We start from the raw sequence: 17,941 nt of genomic DNA, 5'->3' as shown, positions 1-17,941 counted from the left end.
TTAAAAGTGATCTATTACTGCCACATTAACACTTGCACAAGCTTTAAAAAACAAAAAAAAATCGTCTAAGTCAAATATATTTGTCTGGGCACTTTGGATTTTATTATTGCTGTAGAAAAGGGTTTGTTTTTTTCGATGTGTATGACGGGTTAGATTACATCACAAAGATTATTGTGCGTGTTTTTTAATAAGTTTACAAGGAATTTGTAATACTAAAAAAGGCAATTTGAAATATTCAAATTGCCTTTTTTAGTTAATTCTATTTTGGGGTTACAAGTCAAATTTTATTCCTTGTGCCAATGGCAATTGGGTTCCGTAATTGATAGTATTAGTTTGTCTTCTCATGTAGGCTTTCCATGCATCAGAACCCGATTCACGTCCGCCGCCAGTTTCTTTTTCCCCTCCAAAAGCACCACCAATTTCAGCTCCTGAAGTACCAATATTTACGTTGGCAATTCCACAATCGGAACCCGATTGAGAAAGGAACAATTCCATTTCTCTCATGCTCTTTGTAAAAATCGAAGAAGAAAGTCCTTGTGGAACTCCGTTTTGCAACGCAATCGCTTCTTCAATCGTGCTGTATTTCATTACATATAAAATAGGAGCAAAAGTTTCTGTTTGCACAATGTTAAAATGGTTTTCAGCTTCAATGATACATGGTCTTACATAACAACCACTTTCATATCCTTCTCCTTCAACCAAACCACCTTCAACAATAATTTTTCCACCTTCTTTTTTAGCGCTTTCAATCGCATTCAAATATTCCTGAACAGCACCTTTATCGATCAGCGGTCCTACGTGATTATTCTCATCCAATGGATTTCCTATTTGCAATTGACCGTACGCATTTTTCAACACGCTGATCGTTTTGTCATATACACTTTCGTGAATGATTAAACGTCTGGTTGAGGTACAACGCTGTCCTGCTGTTCCTACCGCTCCAAAAACCGCTCCGACTAATACCATACTGATATCCGCGTGTTCCGAAACGATAATAGCATTGTTCCCTCCTAATTCAAGGATAGTATTTCCAAAACGTTCGGCAACAGTTTTTGATACGTGACGACCTATTCTAGTTGAACCTGTAAAAGAAACCAGCGAAATTCTCTTATCATTATTGATTAAGTCTCCGGATTCATTTCCTGTTACTAAACAACTAACGCCTTCAGGAACGTTATTTCTTTTTAACACTGTTTTAATGATGTTCTGACAAGCAATTCCACATAAAGGTACTTTTGAACTTGGCTTCCAGATGGCAACATCACCGCAAACCCAAGCAATCATAGCGTTCCAACTCCAAACTGCTACCGGAAAGTTAAACGCTGAAATGATTCCAACCGTTCCTATTGGATGGTATTGCTCATACATCCGGTGCAAAGGTCTTTCAGAGTGCATGGTTAATCCGTACAATTGACGGGATAATCCCACCGCAAAATCACAGATATCAATCATTTCCTGTACTTCGCCATATCCTTCTTGAAGACTTTTTCCCATTTCATAAGAAACTAGTTTTCCTAAAGGCTCTTTGAATTTTCTTAATTCATCTCCCATCTGGCGAACGATATCCCCTCTTTTAGGAGCTGGAACCATACGCCATTCTAAAAATGCTTCCGAAGCTTTTTGCATTGCTTTTTCATAGTCTTCCTTAGAAGACGTTTTTACTTTTCCAATTAAAGTCCCATCTGCTGGTGAATAACTTTCGATGATTTTTCCATTGGCAAAATTAGCTGCTCCTGTTGATGTTCCTTCATTTACCTCCTCAATCCCTAATTGCTTTAGGGCGTCTTTGATTCCGAATTGATCTGCTATTGTTATCATTGTAACTTTTTTATTAAAAATTGTTATATTATTTACAAATATATTGATTTAACGTCAAATACTAAACATTGCTACTTTTATTTTGTTCTTTGGATCCAAAATCTGTTTTTTATAAAACAAACCCTTTTATAGATCTCAGAATTCTATCCAAATGATCTTCTTTTGAGGTTCCTTGTTATCGGTAGGCAAAATAAAATCGGATACACACTATAGTTTTAATCCCCTATAGTTGTAAATCTATTCTATTTTATCTTAAAAACAGAACAATTACTTATCTTAACTTTTATTTCCTGCGACGTTCCGTGAATATATTTGCAAGGGATAGTGGGAAATAGCTCCAAATAAAAATTGGATTGCTTATTTTTGTGCTCAATAAAATAGAATCATGATACAGAATCCAAAAAGATATACAATTACAGCGGCATTACCTTATACGAACGGCCCAATTCACATTGGCCATTTGGCGGGTGTCTACGTACCTTCGGACATATATTCCAGATATTTAAGATTGCAGGGGAGAGACGTTTTGTTTGTTTGCGGAAGTGACGAGCACGGCGTGGCGATTTCGATGAAAGCTAAAAAAGAAGGTATTACACCACAGGAAGTAATCGATAAATATGACGGAATTATACGTAAATCATTCTCTGATTTTGGAATTTCATTTGATAATTATTCCAGAACTTCGGCTAAAATCCATCATGATACGGCTTCGGAATTTTTTAAAAAGCTGTATGATAAAGGTGATTTTATTGAGGAAGTGACCGAGCAATTGTATGATGCAAAAGCGGATCAATTTTTGGCAGACCGTTTTGTGGTGGGAACGTGTCCAAAATGTGGCAACGAAGAAGCCTACGGCGATCAATGCGAAAAATGTGGCTCTACGTTGAATGCTACGGATTTGATTAATCCAAAATCGACCATTACAGGCGAAACGCCAATTATGAAAGCAACGAAACACTGGTTTTTGCCTTTGGATCGTTATGAAGATTTCCTGAAAGAATGGATTCTTGTTGGACATAAAAACGACTGGAAACCGAATGTTTACGGACAAGTAAAATCATGGATTGACGGTGGTTTAGAGCCTCGTGCAGTAACTCGTGACTTGGACTGGGGAATTGACGTTCCTGTTGAAGGTGCCGAAGGAAAAAAATTATACGTGTGGTTTGATGCGCCTATTGGCTACATTTCTTCTACAAAAGAATGGGCTTTGCACGAAGGAAAAGATTGGGAACCATACTGGAAAGATAAAGACACGAAACTAGTTCATTTTATAGGGAAAGACAATATTGTTTTCCATTGCATTATTTTCCCAGCGATGTTGAAAGCCGAAGGAAGCTATATTTTGCCGGACAATGTGCCTGCAAATGAGTTCTTAAATTTGGAAGGAAATAAATTATCGACTTCAAAAAACTGGGCGGTTTGGCTGCACGAATATTTGGAAGAATTCCCGAATCAGCAAGACGTGTTGCGTTATGCGTTGACCTCAAATGCACCGGAAACAAAAGACAATGATTTTACCTGGAAAGATTTTCAGGCGAGAAACAATAATGAATTGGTGGCGATTTACGGAAATTTCATTAATCGCGTGGTAGTTTTAACCAATAAATATTACAACGGAATTGTACCTACTCCAAATGAACTTTCGGAAGTGGACGAAGCTACTTTGACGGAATTGAAAGCGTATCCAGCGGTGATTTCAAGTTCTCTGGAGCGTTACAGATTCCGGGAAGCGTTGAGCGAGTTGATGAATGTGGCTCGTTTAGGAAATAAATATTTAGCCGACGAAGAACCCTGGAAAGTAATCAAAGACAATCCGGAGCGCGTGCAGACACAAATGTACGTTGCGTTGCAAATTGCGGCTGCGTTGAGTTCACTTTGCGAACCCTTCTTGCCGTTTACAGCTACAAAATTATCAAGAATTCTAAAAATAAAAAGTCCTTTGAATTGGAATACTGTTGCTCAAAACTCTGATTTGATTCCAGCTGGTCACCAAATTGGAGAAGCGGAATTATTGTTTGCCAAAATTGAAGACGAGGAAATACAGAAACAAATTGACAAATTAGAGGCGACTAAAACGGCTAACAAAGCAGAGAATAAAGTAGCCGAACCACAGAAAGAAACAATTCAATTTGAGGATTTTGCCAAAATGGATATCCGTACGGGAACAATCTTGGAAGCAGAAAAAATGCCAAAAGCGAACAAGCTTTTGATTTTAAAAATAGATACCGGAATTGACGTACGCACCATTGTTTCAGGAATTGCGGAGAGTTTTAAGCCCGAAGATATAATAGGGAAAAAAGTTACTGTTTTAGTGAATTTGGCTCCAAGAAACCTTCGTGGCGTAGAAAGTCAGGGCATGATATTGATGACCACTAATGCCGAAGGGAAACTGGTTTTTGTAAATCCGGATACCGATGGCGTTGCCAATGGAGAGACTATAAATTAAGAAAAAACAACCGCAAATTTGCTAATTAATATGTAATCTTAAATATATTAATTAGCGAATTCGCGGTAAATAAAAAAATATGAGCTTAAAAGTAATTGCCTTCGATGCCGATGATACCTTATGGATCAACGAAACCTATTTTGATGAAACGGAGAAAAAATTCTGCGGTTTGATGGAAGATTATTTATCGCATCAGGGAATTTCTAAAGAACTTTTCAAGGTCGAAATTGACAATCTGAAATTATACGGCTACGGAATCAAAGGCTATATTCTTTCGATGATTGAAGCCGCGATGAATATTTCGAATAATACCATTCCTATTGAAATAATCGAAAAAATTATTCAATATGGAAAAGAATTGCTGGAGAAACCTATCGTTTTATTGGATGGTGTTCAAGAAACTTTAGACGCATTGAACGGAAAATACAAATTGGTTGTAGCTACCAAAGGCGATTTATTAGACCAACGCCGAAAATTGCACAATTCTGGTTTGGGACATTATTTTCACCATATAGAAGTGATGTCAGACAAACAGGAAAAAGATTATTCCGATCTCATCAAACGATTGGAAATACAACCTTCGGAATTTTTTATGATTGGCAATTCCTTAAAATCAGATATACTTCCGGTTTTAGCCATTGGCGGACATGCCGTTCACATTCCGTTTCATACCACTTGGGCACATGAAAAAATTGACCATAAAATAGAACACGAAAATTTCATTGCTTTCAAAAAAATAACAGACGTTTTAAAACGATTGGAATTACGATAAATCCACCAATCCAATTGGCTAAAATTAGAGTATGCGAGTGCATTTGTCGGATCTGTTCTGTCTTAAATTTAGCCCCTCTAAACCTCTTTTTTAAGTAAAAAAGATACAAATTCAGCATATAAATACCTATTTTGAGGCATCAAAAATGCTTTAAAACATTTAAAAAACGCCCGTTTTAGTACATTGTTTATTACAATTGGAACGAATCCTTATATAATTTACTCTTTACCGGCTATCCTCCATTTTTGTACTGTAGGTTTGTAAAAACTTTAAATTTTTATATGATGAAAAAAATCATACTTACGTTAGTTTTTGCTTCAGCGATTACAACTTTAAGCGCTCAAACAGAACCTCAGAAAAATACTGAAAACGATTACAACAAATGGTCTGTTGAATTAGCAGGTGGTGTTAATAAAACACAAAGACCAATGACTGCTGGTTATTTCACCTCTACACCTAGTCCTTTTGTTGCTGATCTTGGAGTTCGATATATGTTCAACAACAAATTTGGTTTAAAGGCTGACATTGGATACAACAGCTTCCAAGGCAAAAACAATTCAATTGATTTTGACACTAAATATTACAGAGCAGATATTCAAGCCGTCGCTAATTTAGGAAGAATCATGAATTTTGAAACATGGACAAACACTCTCGGTTTATTGGGTCATGCAGGTTTTGGTTTAGCACAATTAGAAGACCAAAATTCGGCGTTGAAAGACAGAATGGGTAACTTTATGGCCGGTGTTACAGGTCAAATTAAACTATCAAACAGAATTGCTCTAACGGGAGATTTCACAACTATTCTTAATGCTGCGCAAGATGCCGCTTTTGATGGTGCAAGTACTCGTGATGCCAGAGGTTTCTCAGGGATTCTTTTTAATGGTACAGTAGGTTTAACAGTTTACTTAGGTAAAAACGAAAAACATGCGGACTGGGTTATCGATCACGAAGGTAAATTTGATGCAATTGATACAAGATTTATGGCTATCGAAAATAAAATGCTGGATACGGATGGAGATGGCGTAGCTAATTATTTAGATCAAGAAGAAAATACCCCTGCAGGAGCTTTGGTTGACACAAAAGGAAGATCAATTGATAAAAATAACAACAATGTTCCTGATGCTACAGAAGCTTACGTCCTAGAGAATTATGCTAGCAAAACCCCCGATAGTAACGTTGTATATGATAACGAACTAATCAAAAGTTTAATTAATGGTGGTTATGTTGCTGTTTATTTTAACTTTGATCAATCAAGACCAACTGACGTATCTACAGAAGCTACTAGTTTTATTTTAACATACTTGAGAGACAATCCTTCTGCTTCAGTAGACATTATTGGTCATGCTGATGAATTAGGAGGATCTGCTTACAATGATAAATTATCTACAGCAAGAGCTAACCATGTTAAAACTACATTGGTAAAAGCTAACATTGATGCATCAAGATTGAATGTTGTTGCAAACGGTGAAGATACCTCTGTAGATAAAAATTCAGTAAATGCAAGAAAATTAGTTAGAAGAGTTACGTTCTCCGTAAAATAAGCTTCATACTTACTTATAAAAAAGCCCTAAAGGAAAATTTCTTTAGGGCTTTTTTTAGAACTACACCTTATCTAACTGTTCCATTTTAGAATAGAGAATCAACTAACTCCTAACTATTCACAAAGAATAGCTGTACTTTTGAACTTTAAATAAAATCCCTTCATTTTGAGAACCCTTTTAGATATAGAAAATTGGCCCAGAAAAGAACATTTTCATTTTTTTAGACAATTTGAAGAACCTTTTTTTGGAGCCACAGTCAAAATTGATTGTACGAAAGCTTATGCAGCTGCAAAAGCACTAAATTCTTCTTTTTTTAATTATTATTTACACCAAACATTAGTAGCGGTAAATACCATTGAATCTTTTAAGTATCGAGTTTCAGAGGACCAAATATATATTTGTGACCAAATTAATGCTTCAGCTACAATTGGTCGGGAGGACGGCACTTTCGGATTTTCTTTAATCGAATACAATGCTGATTTTGCAGTTTTCAAAACGACCTCCGCTACAGAGATTGCCCGCATTCAAACCACAACAGGACTTTTTACCCGAACCTTTGAGGAGGATAACGTGATCCATTTTTCAGCAATTCCGTGGCTGGATTTTTCCTCTTTATCCCATGCTAGAAGTTTTTCCTTTCCGGACAGCTGTCCAAAAATATCTTTTGGCAAAATGAAAGTCTCCCCTAGTGGCAAAAGAACCATGCCCTTGTCTGTTCATGTACATCATGGATTAATGGACGGTTTTCATCTGGGACAATTTGTGGATTGTTTTCAGGAATTGATGAATCAGTAGTGACTTATTTTTTTTAACTTTACTAAAAACTAAAATTATGCTATCTAAAAATATTGAAATTGCCCTAAACAAACAGATTCGCATTGAAGCAGAATCCTCGCAAACCTACCTTTCTATGGCGTGTTGGGCTGAAGTGAGCGGACTGGAAGGAATTGCTCAATTCATGTTTGCCCAATCTGACGAAGAGCGCCTGCACATGCTCAAATTAATCAAGTATGTAAATGAACGTGGTAGCCATGCAAAAATAACGGACTTAAAAGCCCCAAAAACTACTTATGAAACCTTCAAAGATATGTTTGAGGAACTTTATAAACATGAAATTTTTGTTTCGGATTCGATAAATGAGTTGGTACACATCACTTTCTCTGAAAAAGATTATGCCACACATAACTTTCTGCAATGGTATGTTGCCGAGCAAATTGAGGAAGAAGCGACCGCAAAATCTATTTTGGACAAAATCAACTTAATAGGAGATGACAAAGGCGGTTTATACTTATTTGACAGAGACTTACAACAAGTGGCGCTTGTCAAACCTGCTATTTAAATGTTAAAATTTATTTAGAACAGATAAAAATAACATACATTTGCCTTAGTTTTTAATTCTTTATAAAAATTGGAAAAGAAAAAAAAGGAAAAGAAAAAAAATCAAAAAGAAATCCTTAAAACCATTAAGATTGCAGAAAACTGCAAATCTAAATGTTGCAAAAAATTCAAAAAAGGGGAAGACAATCGCTGTAAGCGGTGTCCGTTGTTTGATTTATTAAAAAAAGTATCCTGATTCAAAACATAAATGCCCTCTGATACAGAGGGCATTATTTTATTGCTTCGTCTTGAAAAACCTATTTCCCTAAAAGCAAAACATCATCAACGACAACTTCAGTGATGTAGCGTTTTTCTCCATTTTTATCGTCATAACTTCTATGGGTTAATTTTCCTTCAATGGCAATTTCTTTTCCTTTGGTAACATATTTCTCTATGATTTCAGCCGTTTTTCCCCAAGCAACGAGTTTGTGCCATTGGGTTTCTTCTACTTTTTCTCCTTTGTCGTTTTTGTAGCTTTCATTTGTAGCTAAGGAAAAATTAGCTAGTTTTTTTCCTCCGTCAAATGATTTGATTTCCGGATCATTTCCTACATGTCCAATTAACTGTACTTTGTTTCTTAATGTGCTCATGGCGTATACTATTTAAATGTTAGTGTATGTTTGTTGAATTGGTCTTTCAAATCAACAGGGCAAAGATGCGATCATAGCTAAAAAGCATTCGGTTGTTAACTATTTACTTTCGGTTGTAACTATTTGTAACCGTTTGTAATTGGTAAATTTTAGCTATATTTGATAAAATCATTATTTCATGCAAGCCAAAATAAACAAAGTAGAGTTACGAAATCTAGCGATTGAAGACTATAAAGAGCTCAAAAAATCAATGGTAGAATCGTATCCGGAAATGGTTGGTTCCTATTGGAGAGAACATCATATTGAAAAATTATTGAGCATTTTTCCGGAAGGCCAACTCGTAATCTTAGTAGACGGCAAAGTTGTAGGCTCTGCATTATCGCTAATTGTGGATGAAAGCTTAGTAGACAAAAACCATAATTATTCTGATATAACAGGAAAATATACCTTTTCGACCCACAATCCACAAGGGGATGTCTTGTATGGAATAGATGTGTTTATTCATCCAAGCTACAGAGGACTCCGCTTGGGAAGACGTTTGTATGACGCCCGTAAAGAACTATGTGAACAATTGAATCTGAAAGCAATTGTTTTTGCCGGCAGGATTCCAAATTATGGGCAACACGCCAAAACCCTCACTCCTAAAAATTATATCGAAAAAGTAAAAAGAAAAGAGCTACACGACCCTGTGCTTTCTTTTCAGCTGAGCAATGATTTTCACGTAATCCGGGTCATGAAAAACTATCTGGAAGGCGATACCGATTCTAAAGAATTTGCCGTTTTACTAGAATGGAATAATATTTATTACGACGAAAGCCCTAAATTAATAAACCTCAAGAAAAGTGTCATCCGCCTGGGACTCGTTCAGTGGCAGATGCGCCAACTGAACAATCTGGAAGCTTTGTTTGAACAATGTGAATTTTTTGTTGATGTCGTTTCCGGGTATGGCAGTGATTTTGCACTCTTTCCAGAACTCTTTACCGCTCCGTTGATGGCGGATTACAATCATTTGTCCGAGGCAGAAGCCATACGGGAATTAGCCAAACATTCAGAGCCTGTTCGCAAACGCTTTCAGGAGCTAGCCATTTCGTACAACATCAACATTATTACAGGAAGTATGCCTCATTTAGAAAATGGCACGCTTTACAATGTGGGTTTTCTGTGCAAGAGAGACGGAACTTCAGAAATGTATGCCAAAATTCATGTTACTCCAAACGAAGTACAGCACTGGGGGATGACCGGAGGATCACAAATTAAGACCTTTGATACCGATTGTGGTAAAATAGGCATCATGATTTGTTATGATGTTGAATTTCCGGAACTCTCTAGATTAATGGCAGATGAAGGCATGAATATTTTATTTGTACCGTTCTTAACAGATACTCAAAACGCCTATACCAGAGTCAAACATTGCGCACAAGCCAGAGCGATTGAAAACGAATGTTATGTAGCCATAGCAGGATGTGTAGGAAATCTACCAAAGGTAAACAACATGGATATTCAATATGCGCAATCAGCAGTATTTACACCTTCTGATTTTGCTTTTCCAAGTAATGGAATCAAAGCCGAAGCAACCCCAAATACCGAGATGACACTCATTGTTGACGTAGATTTAGATTTACTGAAAGAGCTTCACGAGCACGGTAGCGTACGCATTCTAAAAGACCGTAGAACTGATTTATACGATATCAAAAAAATAAATCCATGACAAAAACCTGCTTAGAATGTGAAGAGAAAATTGTAGGCCGTGAAGATAAAAAGTTTTGCAGTGACGGATGTCGCAACGCCTACAACAATAAAATGAACAAAGACAGCACTAATTTTATGCGCAACATCAACAATAAGTTGCGTAAAAATTACCGCATTCTAATTGAACTTAATCCCGATGGAAAATCAAAAACCACCCGCGCAAAATTATTAAGCAAAGGTTTTGATTTTGAATTTTTTACTAATATTCTGCGAACCAAAACAGGAAATACTTACTATTTCCTGTACGATCAGGGGTATTTAGTTTTAGACAATGAGTATTACATGCTAGTCAAAAAAGACATTTAACACCGCATCCAAATCCACTTACTTACCATGAAAAAAGATTATTTCTCCATTTTTGCCGGTTTGTTTATTTCAGTAACCCTAGCGTTAATCTACTTTACGATGATGCCGCAATGGACTTCCAATGATCAAGGGTCCCTTACTGAGTTTTCGACCCAAAGGGCTTTGAATCACATCAAATCCATTTCAAAAAAACCTCATTATGTAGGCTCCGACAATCATGATGTGGTCGCAAATTACCTCCTGAAAGAGTTAAAAAAGTTAGGACTGCAGACTTCTGTTCAAACCGGCTATACGCTAAGTGACTGGGGAAATCTTGTACAATCAAAAAACATCTTGGCTCGTATCAAAGGTTCTAATAGTTCCAAAGCCTTGTTGTTGCTTTCACACTATGACAGCGCACCCCATTCCTACTCGCCCGGAGCTAGTGATGCGGGTTCCGGTGTAGCTACAATTCTGGAAAGTGTTCGGGCTTTTTTATACAATAAAACCCCGCATAAAAACGATATTATTATTCTGTTTTCGGATGCAGAAGAGTTAGGACTTAATGGTGCTGCACTTTTTGTAACCCAACATCAATGGGCAAAACAAGTGGGACTGGTACTCAACTTTGAAGCCCGTGGTTCTTCCGGCCCCAGCTACATGCTGATGGAAACTAACAATGGAAATGCAGGATTAGTAAAAGAGTTTGCTGCTGCAAAAGCGACTTTTCCAGTATCTAATTCCTTGATGTACAGTATTTATAAAATGTTACCCAACGACACTGATTTGACCGTTTTTAGGGAACAAGGCGATATTCAGGGCTATAACTTTGCATTTATTGACGACCATTTTAACTACCATACCGCTCAGGATGACATCCAGCATTTAAACAAAAATACGCTGGCTCATCAGGGTTCATATTTAATGCCGTTGTTAAATTATTTTTCCAATACGGATTTAAATGCGGTGCAATCCAGTGAAGAGTATGTCTATTTTACCATTCCATACACTTTTATAAGCTATCCTTTCAGTTGGGTTTTGCCTATGGTTCTACTCGCCTTAGCGTTGTTTCTTTCGCTATTATTTATAGGAAGAGCCAAACGCCTTATATCAGCCCGAGAAATTGTAAAAGGATTCATTCCGCTGTTTGGTTCCCTGACGGCAACGGGAATAATTACCTTTTTTGGATGGAAAGGATTGCTGCTCGTCTATCCTCAATACACGGATTTGCTGAACGGATTTACCTATAACGGACATGCTTACATAGCTGCTTTCGTACTGCTGGCTTTAGCAATAAGCATGGTCTTTTATCATTTATTTTCATGTCGTAAAGTCAACATCAATCATTATGTAGCGCCATTATTTATTTGGATTGGGATTAATGCTATCATAGCTTTTATGTTACCGGGAGCTGGATTCTTGATTATTCCGGTGTACTTTGGTCTATTCCTTTTTGGAGTTTTCATTGTCACTCAAAAATCAAGCGAAACATTAAATCTTATTTTTAGCATTCCTGCTTTGATCATTATAGCTCCTTTTATCCAAATGTTTCCTATCGGTTTGGGACTAAAGGTATTGTTTGGAAGTGCCCTTCTTACCGTATTGATGTTCGGATTATTGCTGCCTATTTTTGGGGCTTTCGCCAAAAAGGGAATCTGGTCTATACTCCTGCTTTTGCTTTCCATTGGCTTTTTTGCGAAAGCGCATTTAGAGTCGGGATACAAACCCGGAAAAGCGAAGTCAAATAGTTTATTATACCTCTATAATGCTGACACAGATCAAGCCAATTGGGCCACGTATGACACTAATCTCGATTCCTGGACCACAGGCTATTTGGGTGTAAACCCGAAAAAGGCAACCAATTTGAACGAAATTCCGTTGTTTAGCAAATACAATTCTGGTTTTACCTATGCTGCCAAAGCTCCTAAAAAAGCGATTCCGAAACCAACTATCGCATTTCTGGAAGACCGAATTATAGGAAATCAAAGACATGTCAAAATAAAAATTTCCCCGAACAGAAACGTTAATCGCTATGACATTTTTGCCAATGAAAAAATGATACTTCATAATTTAAAAGCGAATGGCGTGACTACACTAGGTCGGAAAAATTCAATTTACCAGCGAAAAGGAAAGAAGATATTGAGTTATTATGTGGTAGGAAACGCCCCTTTAGAATTGCAGTTTAGTTTTAATGCTGCAACTGCGTTCAACATGGAACTGTTAGAAAGTTCTTTTGACCTACTTTCAAATCCTTTATTTGAAATCACAAAAAGAGAAAACTGGATGATGCCAACCCCTTTTGTTTTGAACGATGCGGTTGTCATTAGGCAAAAAATAAAAGCGAGTCCGGTTGTTGAGAATACTTTGAATACTACTGTAACAAATCCTGTTGTAAAAGATAGTTTAGCAGTAGTGAAAGACAGTTTGAAAAAATTATGATGGAATTTCTTTAAGGTCACATTTTATGACCTTGAAGAAATTTAAATTTATGAGAATGCACGGCCACCAATTGTAACCGCATATAAATTTAAAAATTACGATTGATTACAAAAAACGAAAATGACAAAAATTAGTGTTCTGGGTTGCGGATGGCTGGGTTTGCCTTTGGCGAAAGCCTTACTTTCGAAAGGATTTTCCGTGAAGGGCTCGACGACTTCTACAGCGAAATTAGACGTATTGAAAAATGCCGGAATCGCTCCTTTCTTAATTGCGCTTTCAGAAAATAAAACCAAAGGAAACCTTTCTGATTTTCTGGAAAATTCTAAAATTTTAATCATTGATGTCCCACCAAAACTTCGTGGTTTAGCGCAAGAAAACTTTGTTGCCAAGATTAGAAATATGATTCCATCTATCGAAAAATCTTCTGTTGAAAACGTACTTTTCATCAGTTCGACATCTGTTTATAATGATGAAGCTATTTTTGTTACTGAAGAAACTATCCCAAAACCAGATACGGAAAGCGGCAAACAATTACTGGAAACAGAACAGCTTTTGCTAAACAACAGTCATTTTAAAACGACGGTATTGCGTTTTGGCGGATTAATTGGCCAGGACCGCCATCCTGTAAAATTCTTGGCCGGCAGAGAAAATCTTGACAACCCTAATGCAACCATTAACTTAATTCATCAAGACGATTGTATTGGAATCATTGAAAAAATTATTGAAACGGATTCATGGAATGAAACCTTCAATGCAGTGGCTCCATTTCATCCTTCTCGAGAACAGTACTACACCCAAAAAGCGAAGGATCTGGATTTAGCTTTGCCAAAATTTAATTCTGAAGAAAATTCAACTGGAAAAATAATTTTGAGTGCTCGCATAGAAACGGTTTTAAAGTATACTTTTACGAAACCAAATTTGTAATGTGAGAACTAAAATTAAGAATGCCGTTTCGTCCAAAATAGACACTATTGGACTGCCAATTTTGGCTTTGTGTTGGGTCAGTTTTTTTTGGGGAACTACCTGGATTGCTTCTAAAGAAGGCGTGAAACACATGCCCGCCTTACAACTTGTCGCCATCAGACAATTTTTAGGAGGATTCCTGTATATTTCCTATTTTTTATTTAAAAAGGCGCCTTGGCCAAAGGGAAAACAATGGAAAACGATCATCATTCTAAGCATTCTTAATTTTGTTTTAAGCAACGGATTAAGCACTTGGGGCGTCAAGTATATCAGTAGTGGTCTAGGCGCAATTATTGGCGCTTGTGTCCCTTTATGGATTGTGATCATTACTTTTTTTAGAGGCGAACGATTATCCAGAGTATCAGTTGTGGGTTTGATTATCAGTTTCAGTGGGGTTTGTGTGATTTTTTACGACCACCTGAGTGATTTTTTGATTCCTAGTTTCAGATTTGGAATAATCATTTCCATAATTTCTACTTTAACTTGGGCTTTTGGCACCTTGTACACGAAGAAAAAAGCAGCCACTTTTAATCCGTATTTTAGTTTGGGACTGCAAATGTTTATTTCTAGTATTTTAGTTTTCGCCTACACTGGCGCAACTGGAATTTCCGTCAAATTAAGCGAAATTCCTGCTGCTTCCTGGTGGTCTATCGCTTATTTAGTTGTTTTTGGTTCCATACTTACTTTCATTGCCTTTATTTATGCTCTTCAAAATCTTCCTGCGGAGATCAGTAGTGTGTATTCCTATATCAACCCAATTATTGCCGTGATTTTAGGCGCAATAATCTTTGGGGAAACCCTCAATACTGCCATAGCCGTAGGAGGTGGCGTCACCTTATTTGGCTTGTATCTGGTGAATTATTCGCTGAGAAGAACCCGAAAAAACAGTATCAAAACAGAATAAAAAAAGTCCCATTTGCTCAGGCAAATGGGACTTTTTCATACTACAAGATAATTTTTATACCTGTATTTTTTTCTGGACTGAAGCTACGTCTCTGTGTCATTCGACTAAGGAGAAATCACACCAGGATCATACTCTGGTGAATAATTTCTACCAGATTTTTACTCTCTTTTCTGGAGCAATGTACATGCCATCATTTTCTTTAATATCAAAGGCTTGATAAAACGTATCAATATTTTGCAAAGGCACATACGCACGGTACATTCCTGGAGAATGCGGATCTGTTTTCACTTGGTTTTTCAAGGCTTCATCACGCATTTTGGAACGCCAGATCGTTGACCAGGAAATAAAGAACCGTTGTTCCGGAGTATATCCATCGATTAATCCCGGGTTTCCGTTTGCTTTCAGGTACAATTGCAAACCATCATAAGCGGCATTTACGCCTCCTAAATCTCCAATGTTTTCACCAAGCGTGAATTTACCATCTACAAAAGTTCCTGGAATAGGTTGCAAAGCGCTGTATTGAGCTGCAAGCGCTCCTGTTAAAGCAGAGAATTGTTTCAAATCTTCAGCGGTCCACCAATCTACTAAGTTTCCGTCAGCATTGTAACGCGATCCCGAATCATCAAACCCATGTGAAATTTCATGCCCGATAACGGCTCCAATTCCACCATAATTTACGGCTTCATCTGCTTGATAATTATAAAAAGGCGGTTGCAAAATAGCTGCTGGAAATACAATTTCATTATTTGATGGGTTGAAATAGGCGTTCACCGTTTGTGGAGACATGCCCCATTTTTCTTTATCGACTGGCTTGTTCAATTCAGCTATGTTTTCTTCAAAACGCCATTTTGCCAAGTTTTTAACATTATCAAAATACGTTCCGCCTTCTTTTGGACTTTTAATGGTCAAGGCTGAATAATCTTTCCATTTGTCTGGATATCCAATTTTTATTCTTGATTTATGCAGTTTAGCAAGTGCACTTACCTTAGTTTCTGTAGACATCCAAGGCAAATTATTGATTCGGTTTTCGAAAGCAAGAAATATATTTTTGATCATTTTTTCCGCTTTGGCTTTGGCTTCAGCCGGAAACATTTTCTCTACATATAATTTTCCTAACGCTTCTCCAACCGTTCCGTTGATGGTTTGAAGTGCTCTTTCGTCACGTGGTCTTTGACTTACAGCGCCCGTCAGGGTTTTTCCGTAAAACTCCCAGTTTGCGTCTTCAATAGTAGTTGACAATTGACTTGATGCTCTGTTTAATAAAGTCCAACGCATGTATGCTTTCCAGTCTTCTACTTTATTTTCTTTGAAAATTGTTTCTAAAGCAGTCATATATTTAGGCTGAGACACTATCAAGGAATCCACTTTAGGCAATCCTATTTTTGTGAAATAATTATCCCAGTTGATTGAAGGCGTCAGTTTTTGTAAATCTTTAACCGTCATTGGGTTGTATGATTTACGACGGTCTCTTCTTTCTACTCTATCCAATCTTGGTTTAGACATGGCGATTTCAAGTGCCAGGATTTTTTCGGCATTCGCTTTAGCAACTACCGGAGTATCACCAAGGTACTGTAACATTTTAGCAACGTGAAGCACGTATTTAGCTCGTTTTTCTTTAGAGTCGGCATCTTCAGAAACATAATAATCTCTGTCTGGCAAACCTACGCTACCCAATCCTACATTAATTACATTTCTATTGCTGTTCTTTGCATCAGTGCCTACACTGGCTCCCACAAATCCAATACCGCCAATTGGCTCCATTTCAATTAATAATGCCTCTAGGTCTTTCGCATTTTTAACTGCGTTTATTTTTGTCAAATACGGCTTTAAAGGCGCTATCCCAAGCTTATTTCTTCCTATGGTATCTAATATCGACTGGTATAAATTAACGGCTTTCCCTTGATCAGTATTTGATTTATAACTCGGATTCTTAGTGGCTTCCTTCAAGATTGCCAAAGCATCGGCATCTGTTTTTTGACGCAATTCATCAAAACTTCCCCAACGGGTTCTATCAGCTGGAATTTCTGTATTATCCAACCATGTTCCATTCACATAGCGAAAAAAATCATTGTTGGGTTGTACATTCTTGTCCATGTGGTTCACATTGATTCCTGGCTCTTTCGCCACGGCTGTGTTCTGGGCTTGACTTACCGTAAAACCCATGATTGCAGGAATCACAAAAAGCAACTGCTTATTGATGTTCTTTTTCATTTTTAATATATATTTAGTTAGTTTTACAAAGCTATCAATAAAACTTTTAACTTCTTGTTAAATTTTATCCCAATAAGATTGTGTTAATTTGAATTAAAAACAAATTTCGTTTTCGTATTTTTGTATTAAAATAACATTATGTTACGAATTTTAAAAAAATACCGAATCTTTTTAGGGGTCTTCCTGGTTTTTTCTGCAATCGTTTTATCCTTATTTTATTCGGCCTTAAAGCCAAAAAAAACACTTCCTATTTTTAATCCTTCTGATGTAAATCCGGAATTAGTAGACAGTACGATTCAGTATAAAAGTAAATACCATACCATTGCTGATTTTTCGTTTGTCAACCAAAACGGAAAAACCATCACCCAAAAAGACTATGAAGGAAAAATATATGTGGCTGATTTTTTCTTTACCACTTGCGGCTCCATTTGTCCAAAAATGAGCACCAATTTATCGGATATCCAGAAAGTTTTTGCCAATGACCCCAAGGTGAAGTTATTGTCGCATACTGTTTTTCCGGAGACGGACAGCGTTCCGGTTTTGAAGGCTTACGCCAAAAAATATAAGGTAGATGCTTCAAAATGGAATTTAGTCACCGGCGATAAAAAAGAAATTTATGAGATGGCCAGAAAATCGTATTTGGCCGTTAAACTGGGAGAACCAAGCGAATTATACGACATGGTACACACAGAAAATTTTGTATTGGTAGATACTAAAAAAAGAGTTCGTGGGTTTTATGACGGCACTAACAAAGAAGACATGAAACGATTAATCGACGACATTCGTTTTTTGAGTGCCGAATAAGATTAATTGACCTTTAATTTCTTCTCCTTTTCTGATAAATCC

At 37.0% G+C, this 17,941-nt stretch carries 14 protein-coding genes; 11 read left to right on the top strand and 3 right to left on the bottom strand.

Going from position 1 to position 17,941, the window contains the following annotated elements; all coding sequences use genetic code 11:
- Positions 1-270: 270 nt before the first annotated feature.
- Positions 271-1,818, bottom strand: coding sequence for an L-piperidine-6-carboxylate dehydrogenase (amaB, locus tag EKL98_RS01990; RefSeq protein ID WP_126561403.1), 1,548 nt, complete (start codon positions 1,816-1,818; stop codon positions 271-273).
- 385 nt (positions 1,819-2,203) lie between these two features.
- On the opposite strand from amaB, the gene metG reads away from it, so the two are divergent.
- The 5 genes from metG to EKL98_RS01965 all read left to right on the top strand — a co-directional run bounded on the left by metG (position 2,204) and on the right by EKL98_RS01965 (position 7,916).
- A complete protein-coding gene (gene metG, locus EKL98_RS01985) occupies positions 2,204-4,264 on the top strand; it encodes a methionine--tRNA ligase (RefSeq protein ID WP_126561402.1) in 2,061 nt (686 codons plus the stop codon).
- Between the two features lie 79 nt (positions 4,265-4,343).
- Entirely contained in the window at positions 4,344-5,036 is a 693-nt protein-coding gene (locus EKL98_RS01980; RefSeq protein ID WP_126457686.1) for an HAD family hydrolase, read from the top strand.
- A 284-nt stretch (positions 5,037-5,320) separates the two neighbouring features.
- Positions 5,321-6,577, top strand: a complete 1,257-nt coding sequence (locus EKL98_RS01975; protein ID WP_126457687.1) for an OmpA family protein — start codon at positions 5,321-5,323, stop codon at positions 6,575-6,577.
- A 165-nt stretch (positions 6,578-6,742) separates the two neighbouring features.
- Positions 6,743-7,372: a chloramphenicol acetyltransferase gene (locus EKL98_RS01970; protein ID WP_126561401.1), complete on the top strand. Its 630-nt coding sequence runs from the start codon at positions 6,743-6,745 to the stop codon at positions 7,370-7,372.
- Between the two features lie 37 nt (positions 7,373-7,409).
- On the top strand, positions 7,410-7,916 hold the full coding sequence (locus tag EKL98_RS01965; protein ID WP_126457689.1) for a ferritin: 507 nt from the start codon (positions 7,410-7,412) through the stop codon (positions 7,914-7,916).
- 295 nt (positions 7,917-8,211) lie between these two features.
- Here the strand turns inward: EKL98_RS01965 and EKL98_RS01960 are convergent, their stop codons facing one another.
- Positions 8,212-8,544 carry a single-stranded DNA-binding protein gene (locus EKL98_RS01960; protein ID WP_126452160.1) on the bottom strand — a complete coding sequence of 111 codons (333 nt, stop codon included), beginning with the start codon at positions 8,542-8,544 and terminating at the stop codon, positions 8,212-8,214.
- A 178-nt stretch (positions 8,545-8,722) separates the two neighbouring features.
- On the opposite strand from EKL98_RS01960, the gene EKL98_RS01955 reads away from it, so the two are divergent.
- The 5 genes from EKL98_RS01955 (at position 8,723) to EKL98_RS01935 (ending at position 14,884) form a co-directional block, all read left to right on the top strand.
- Positions 8,723-10,252 (top strand): bifunctional GNAT family N-acetyltransferase/carbon-nitrogen hydrolase family protein, encoded by a 1,530-nt coding sequence (locus EKL98_RS01955; protein ID WP_126452162.1) that lies wholly within the window; start codon positions 8,723-8,725, stop codon positions 10,250-10,252.
- Positions 10,249-10,599: a hypothetical protein gene (locus tag EKL98_RS01950; protein WP_126452170.1), complete on the top strand. Its 351-nt coding sequence runs from the start codon at positions 10,249-10,251 to the stop codon at positions 10,597-10,599. The genes EKL98_RS01955 and EKL98_RS01950 overlap by 4 nt, the downstream gene beginning before the upstream one ends.
- Before the next feature lie 99 nt (positions 10,600-10,698).
- On the top strand, positions 10,699-13,017 hold the full coding sequence (locus EKL98_RS01945; RefSeq protein ID WP_126561495.1) for a M28 family peptidase: 2,319 nt from the start codon (positions 10,699-10,701) through the stop codon (positions 13,015-13,017).
- Between the two features lie 120 nt (positions 13,018-13,137).
- Entirely contained in the window at positions 13,138-13,941 is an 804-nt protein-coding gene (locus EKL98_RS01940; protein ID WP_126561400.1) for a Rossmann-fold NAD(P)-binding domain-containing protein, read from the top strand.
- Position 13,942: 1 nt separating this feature from the next.
- On the top strand, positions 13,943-14,884 hold the full coding sequence (locus tag EKL98_RS01935; protein WP_233579252.1) for a DMT family transporter: 942 nt from the start codon (positions 13,943-13,945) through the stop codon (positions 14,882-14,884).
- A gap of 147 nt (positions 14,885-15,031) precedes the next feature.
- Here the strand turns inward: EKL98_RS01935 and EKL98_RS01930 are convergent, their stop codons facing one another.
- On the bottom strand, positions 15,032-17,095 hold the full coding sequence (locus EKL98_RS01930) for a M13 family metallopeptidase (protein WP_126452174.1): 2,064 nt from the start codon (positions 17,093-17,095) through the stop codon (positions 15,032-15,034).
- Between the two features lie 138 nt (positions 17,096-17,233).
- Between EKL98_RS01930 and EKL98_RS01925 the strand changes: the two genes are divergently transcribed.
- Entirely contained in the window at positions 17,234-17,899 is a 666-nt protein-coding gene (locus tag EKL98_RS01925) for an SCO family protein (RefSeq protein WP_126561399.1), read from the top strand.
- The last annotated feature ends 42 nt before the right edge of the window (positions 17,900-17,941 follow it).

It is taken from the genome of Flavobacterium bomense (assembly GCF_003970355.1).
This window is presented reverse-complemented; position numbering and strand designations above follow the sequence as displayed.

Excerpts from the sequence above, each read along its gene's own strand:
- amaB (WP_126561403.1), bottom strand. The coding sequence starts at position 1,818 with ATGATAACAATAGCAGATCAATTCGGAATCAAAGACGCCCTAAAGCAA.
- metG (WP_126561402.1), top strand. The coding sequence starts at position 2,204 with ATGATACAGAATCCAAAAAGATATACAATTACAGCGGCATTACCTTAT.
- EKL98_RS01980 (WP_126457686.1), top strand. The coding sequence starts at position 4,344 with ATGAGCTTAAAAGTAATTGCCTTCGATGCCGATGATACCTTATGGATC.
- EKL98_RS01975 (WP_126457687.1), top strand. The coding sequence starts at position 5,321 with ATGAAAAAAATCATACTTACGTTAGTTTTTGCTTCAGCGATTACAACT.
- EKL98_RS01965 (WP_126457689.1), top strand. The coding sequence starts at position 7,410 with ATGCTATCTAAAAATATTGAAATTGCCCTAAACAAACAGATTCGCATT.
- EKL98_RS01960 (WP_126452160.1), bottom strand. The coding sequence starts at position 8,544 with ATGAGCACATTAAGAAACAAAGTACAGTTAATTGGACATGTAGGAAAT.
- EKL98_RS01955 (WP_126452162.1), top strand. The coding sequence starts at position 8,723 with ATGCAAGCCAAAATAAACAAAGTAGAGTTACGAAATCTAGCGATTGAA.
- EKL98_RS01950 (WP_126452170.1), top strand. The coding sequence starts at position 10,249 with ATGACAAAAACCTGCTTAGAATGTGAAGAGAAAATTGTAGGCCGTGAA.
- EKL98_RS01945 (WP_126561495.1), top strand. The coding sequence starts at position 10,699 with ATGATGCCGCAATGGACTTCCAATGATCAAGGGTCCCTTACTGAGTTT.
- EKL98_RS01940 (WP_126561400.1), top strand. The coding sequence starts at position 13,138 with ATGACAAAAATTAGTGTTCTGGGTTGCGGATGGCTGGGTTTGCCTTTG.
- EKL98_RS01930 (WP_126452174.1), bottom strand. The coding sequence starts at position 17,095 with ATGAAAAAGAACATCAATAAGCAGTTGCTTTTTGTGATTCCTGCAATC.
- EKL98_RS01925 (WP_126561399.1), top strand. The coding sequence starts at position 17,234 with ATGTTACGAATTTTAAAAAAATACCGAATCTTTTTAGGGGTCTTCCTG.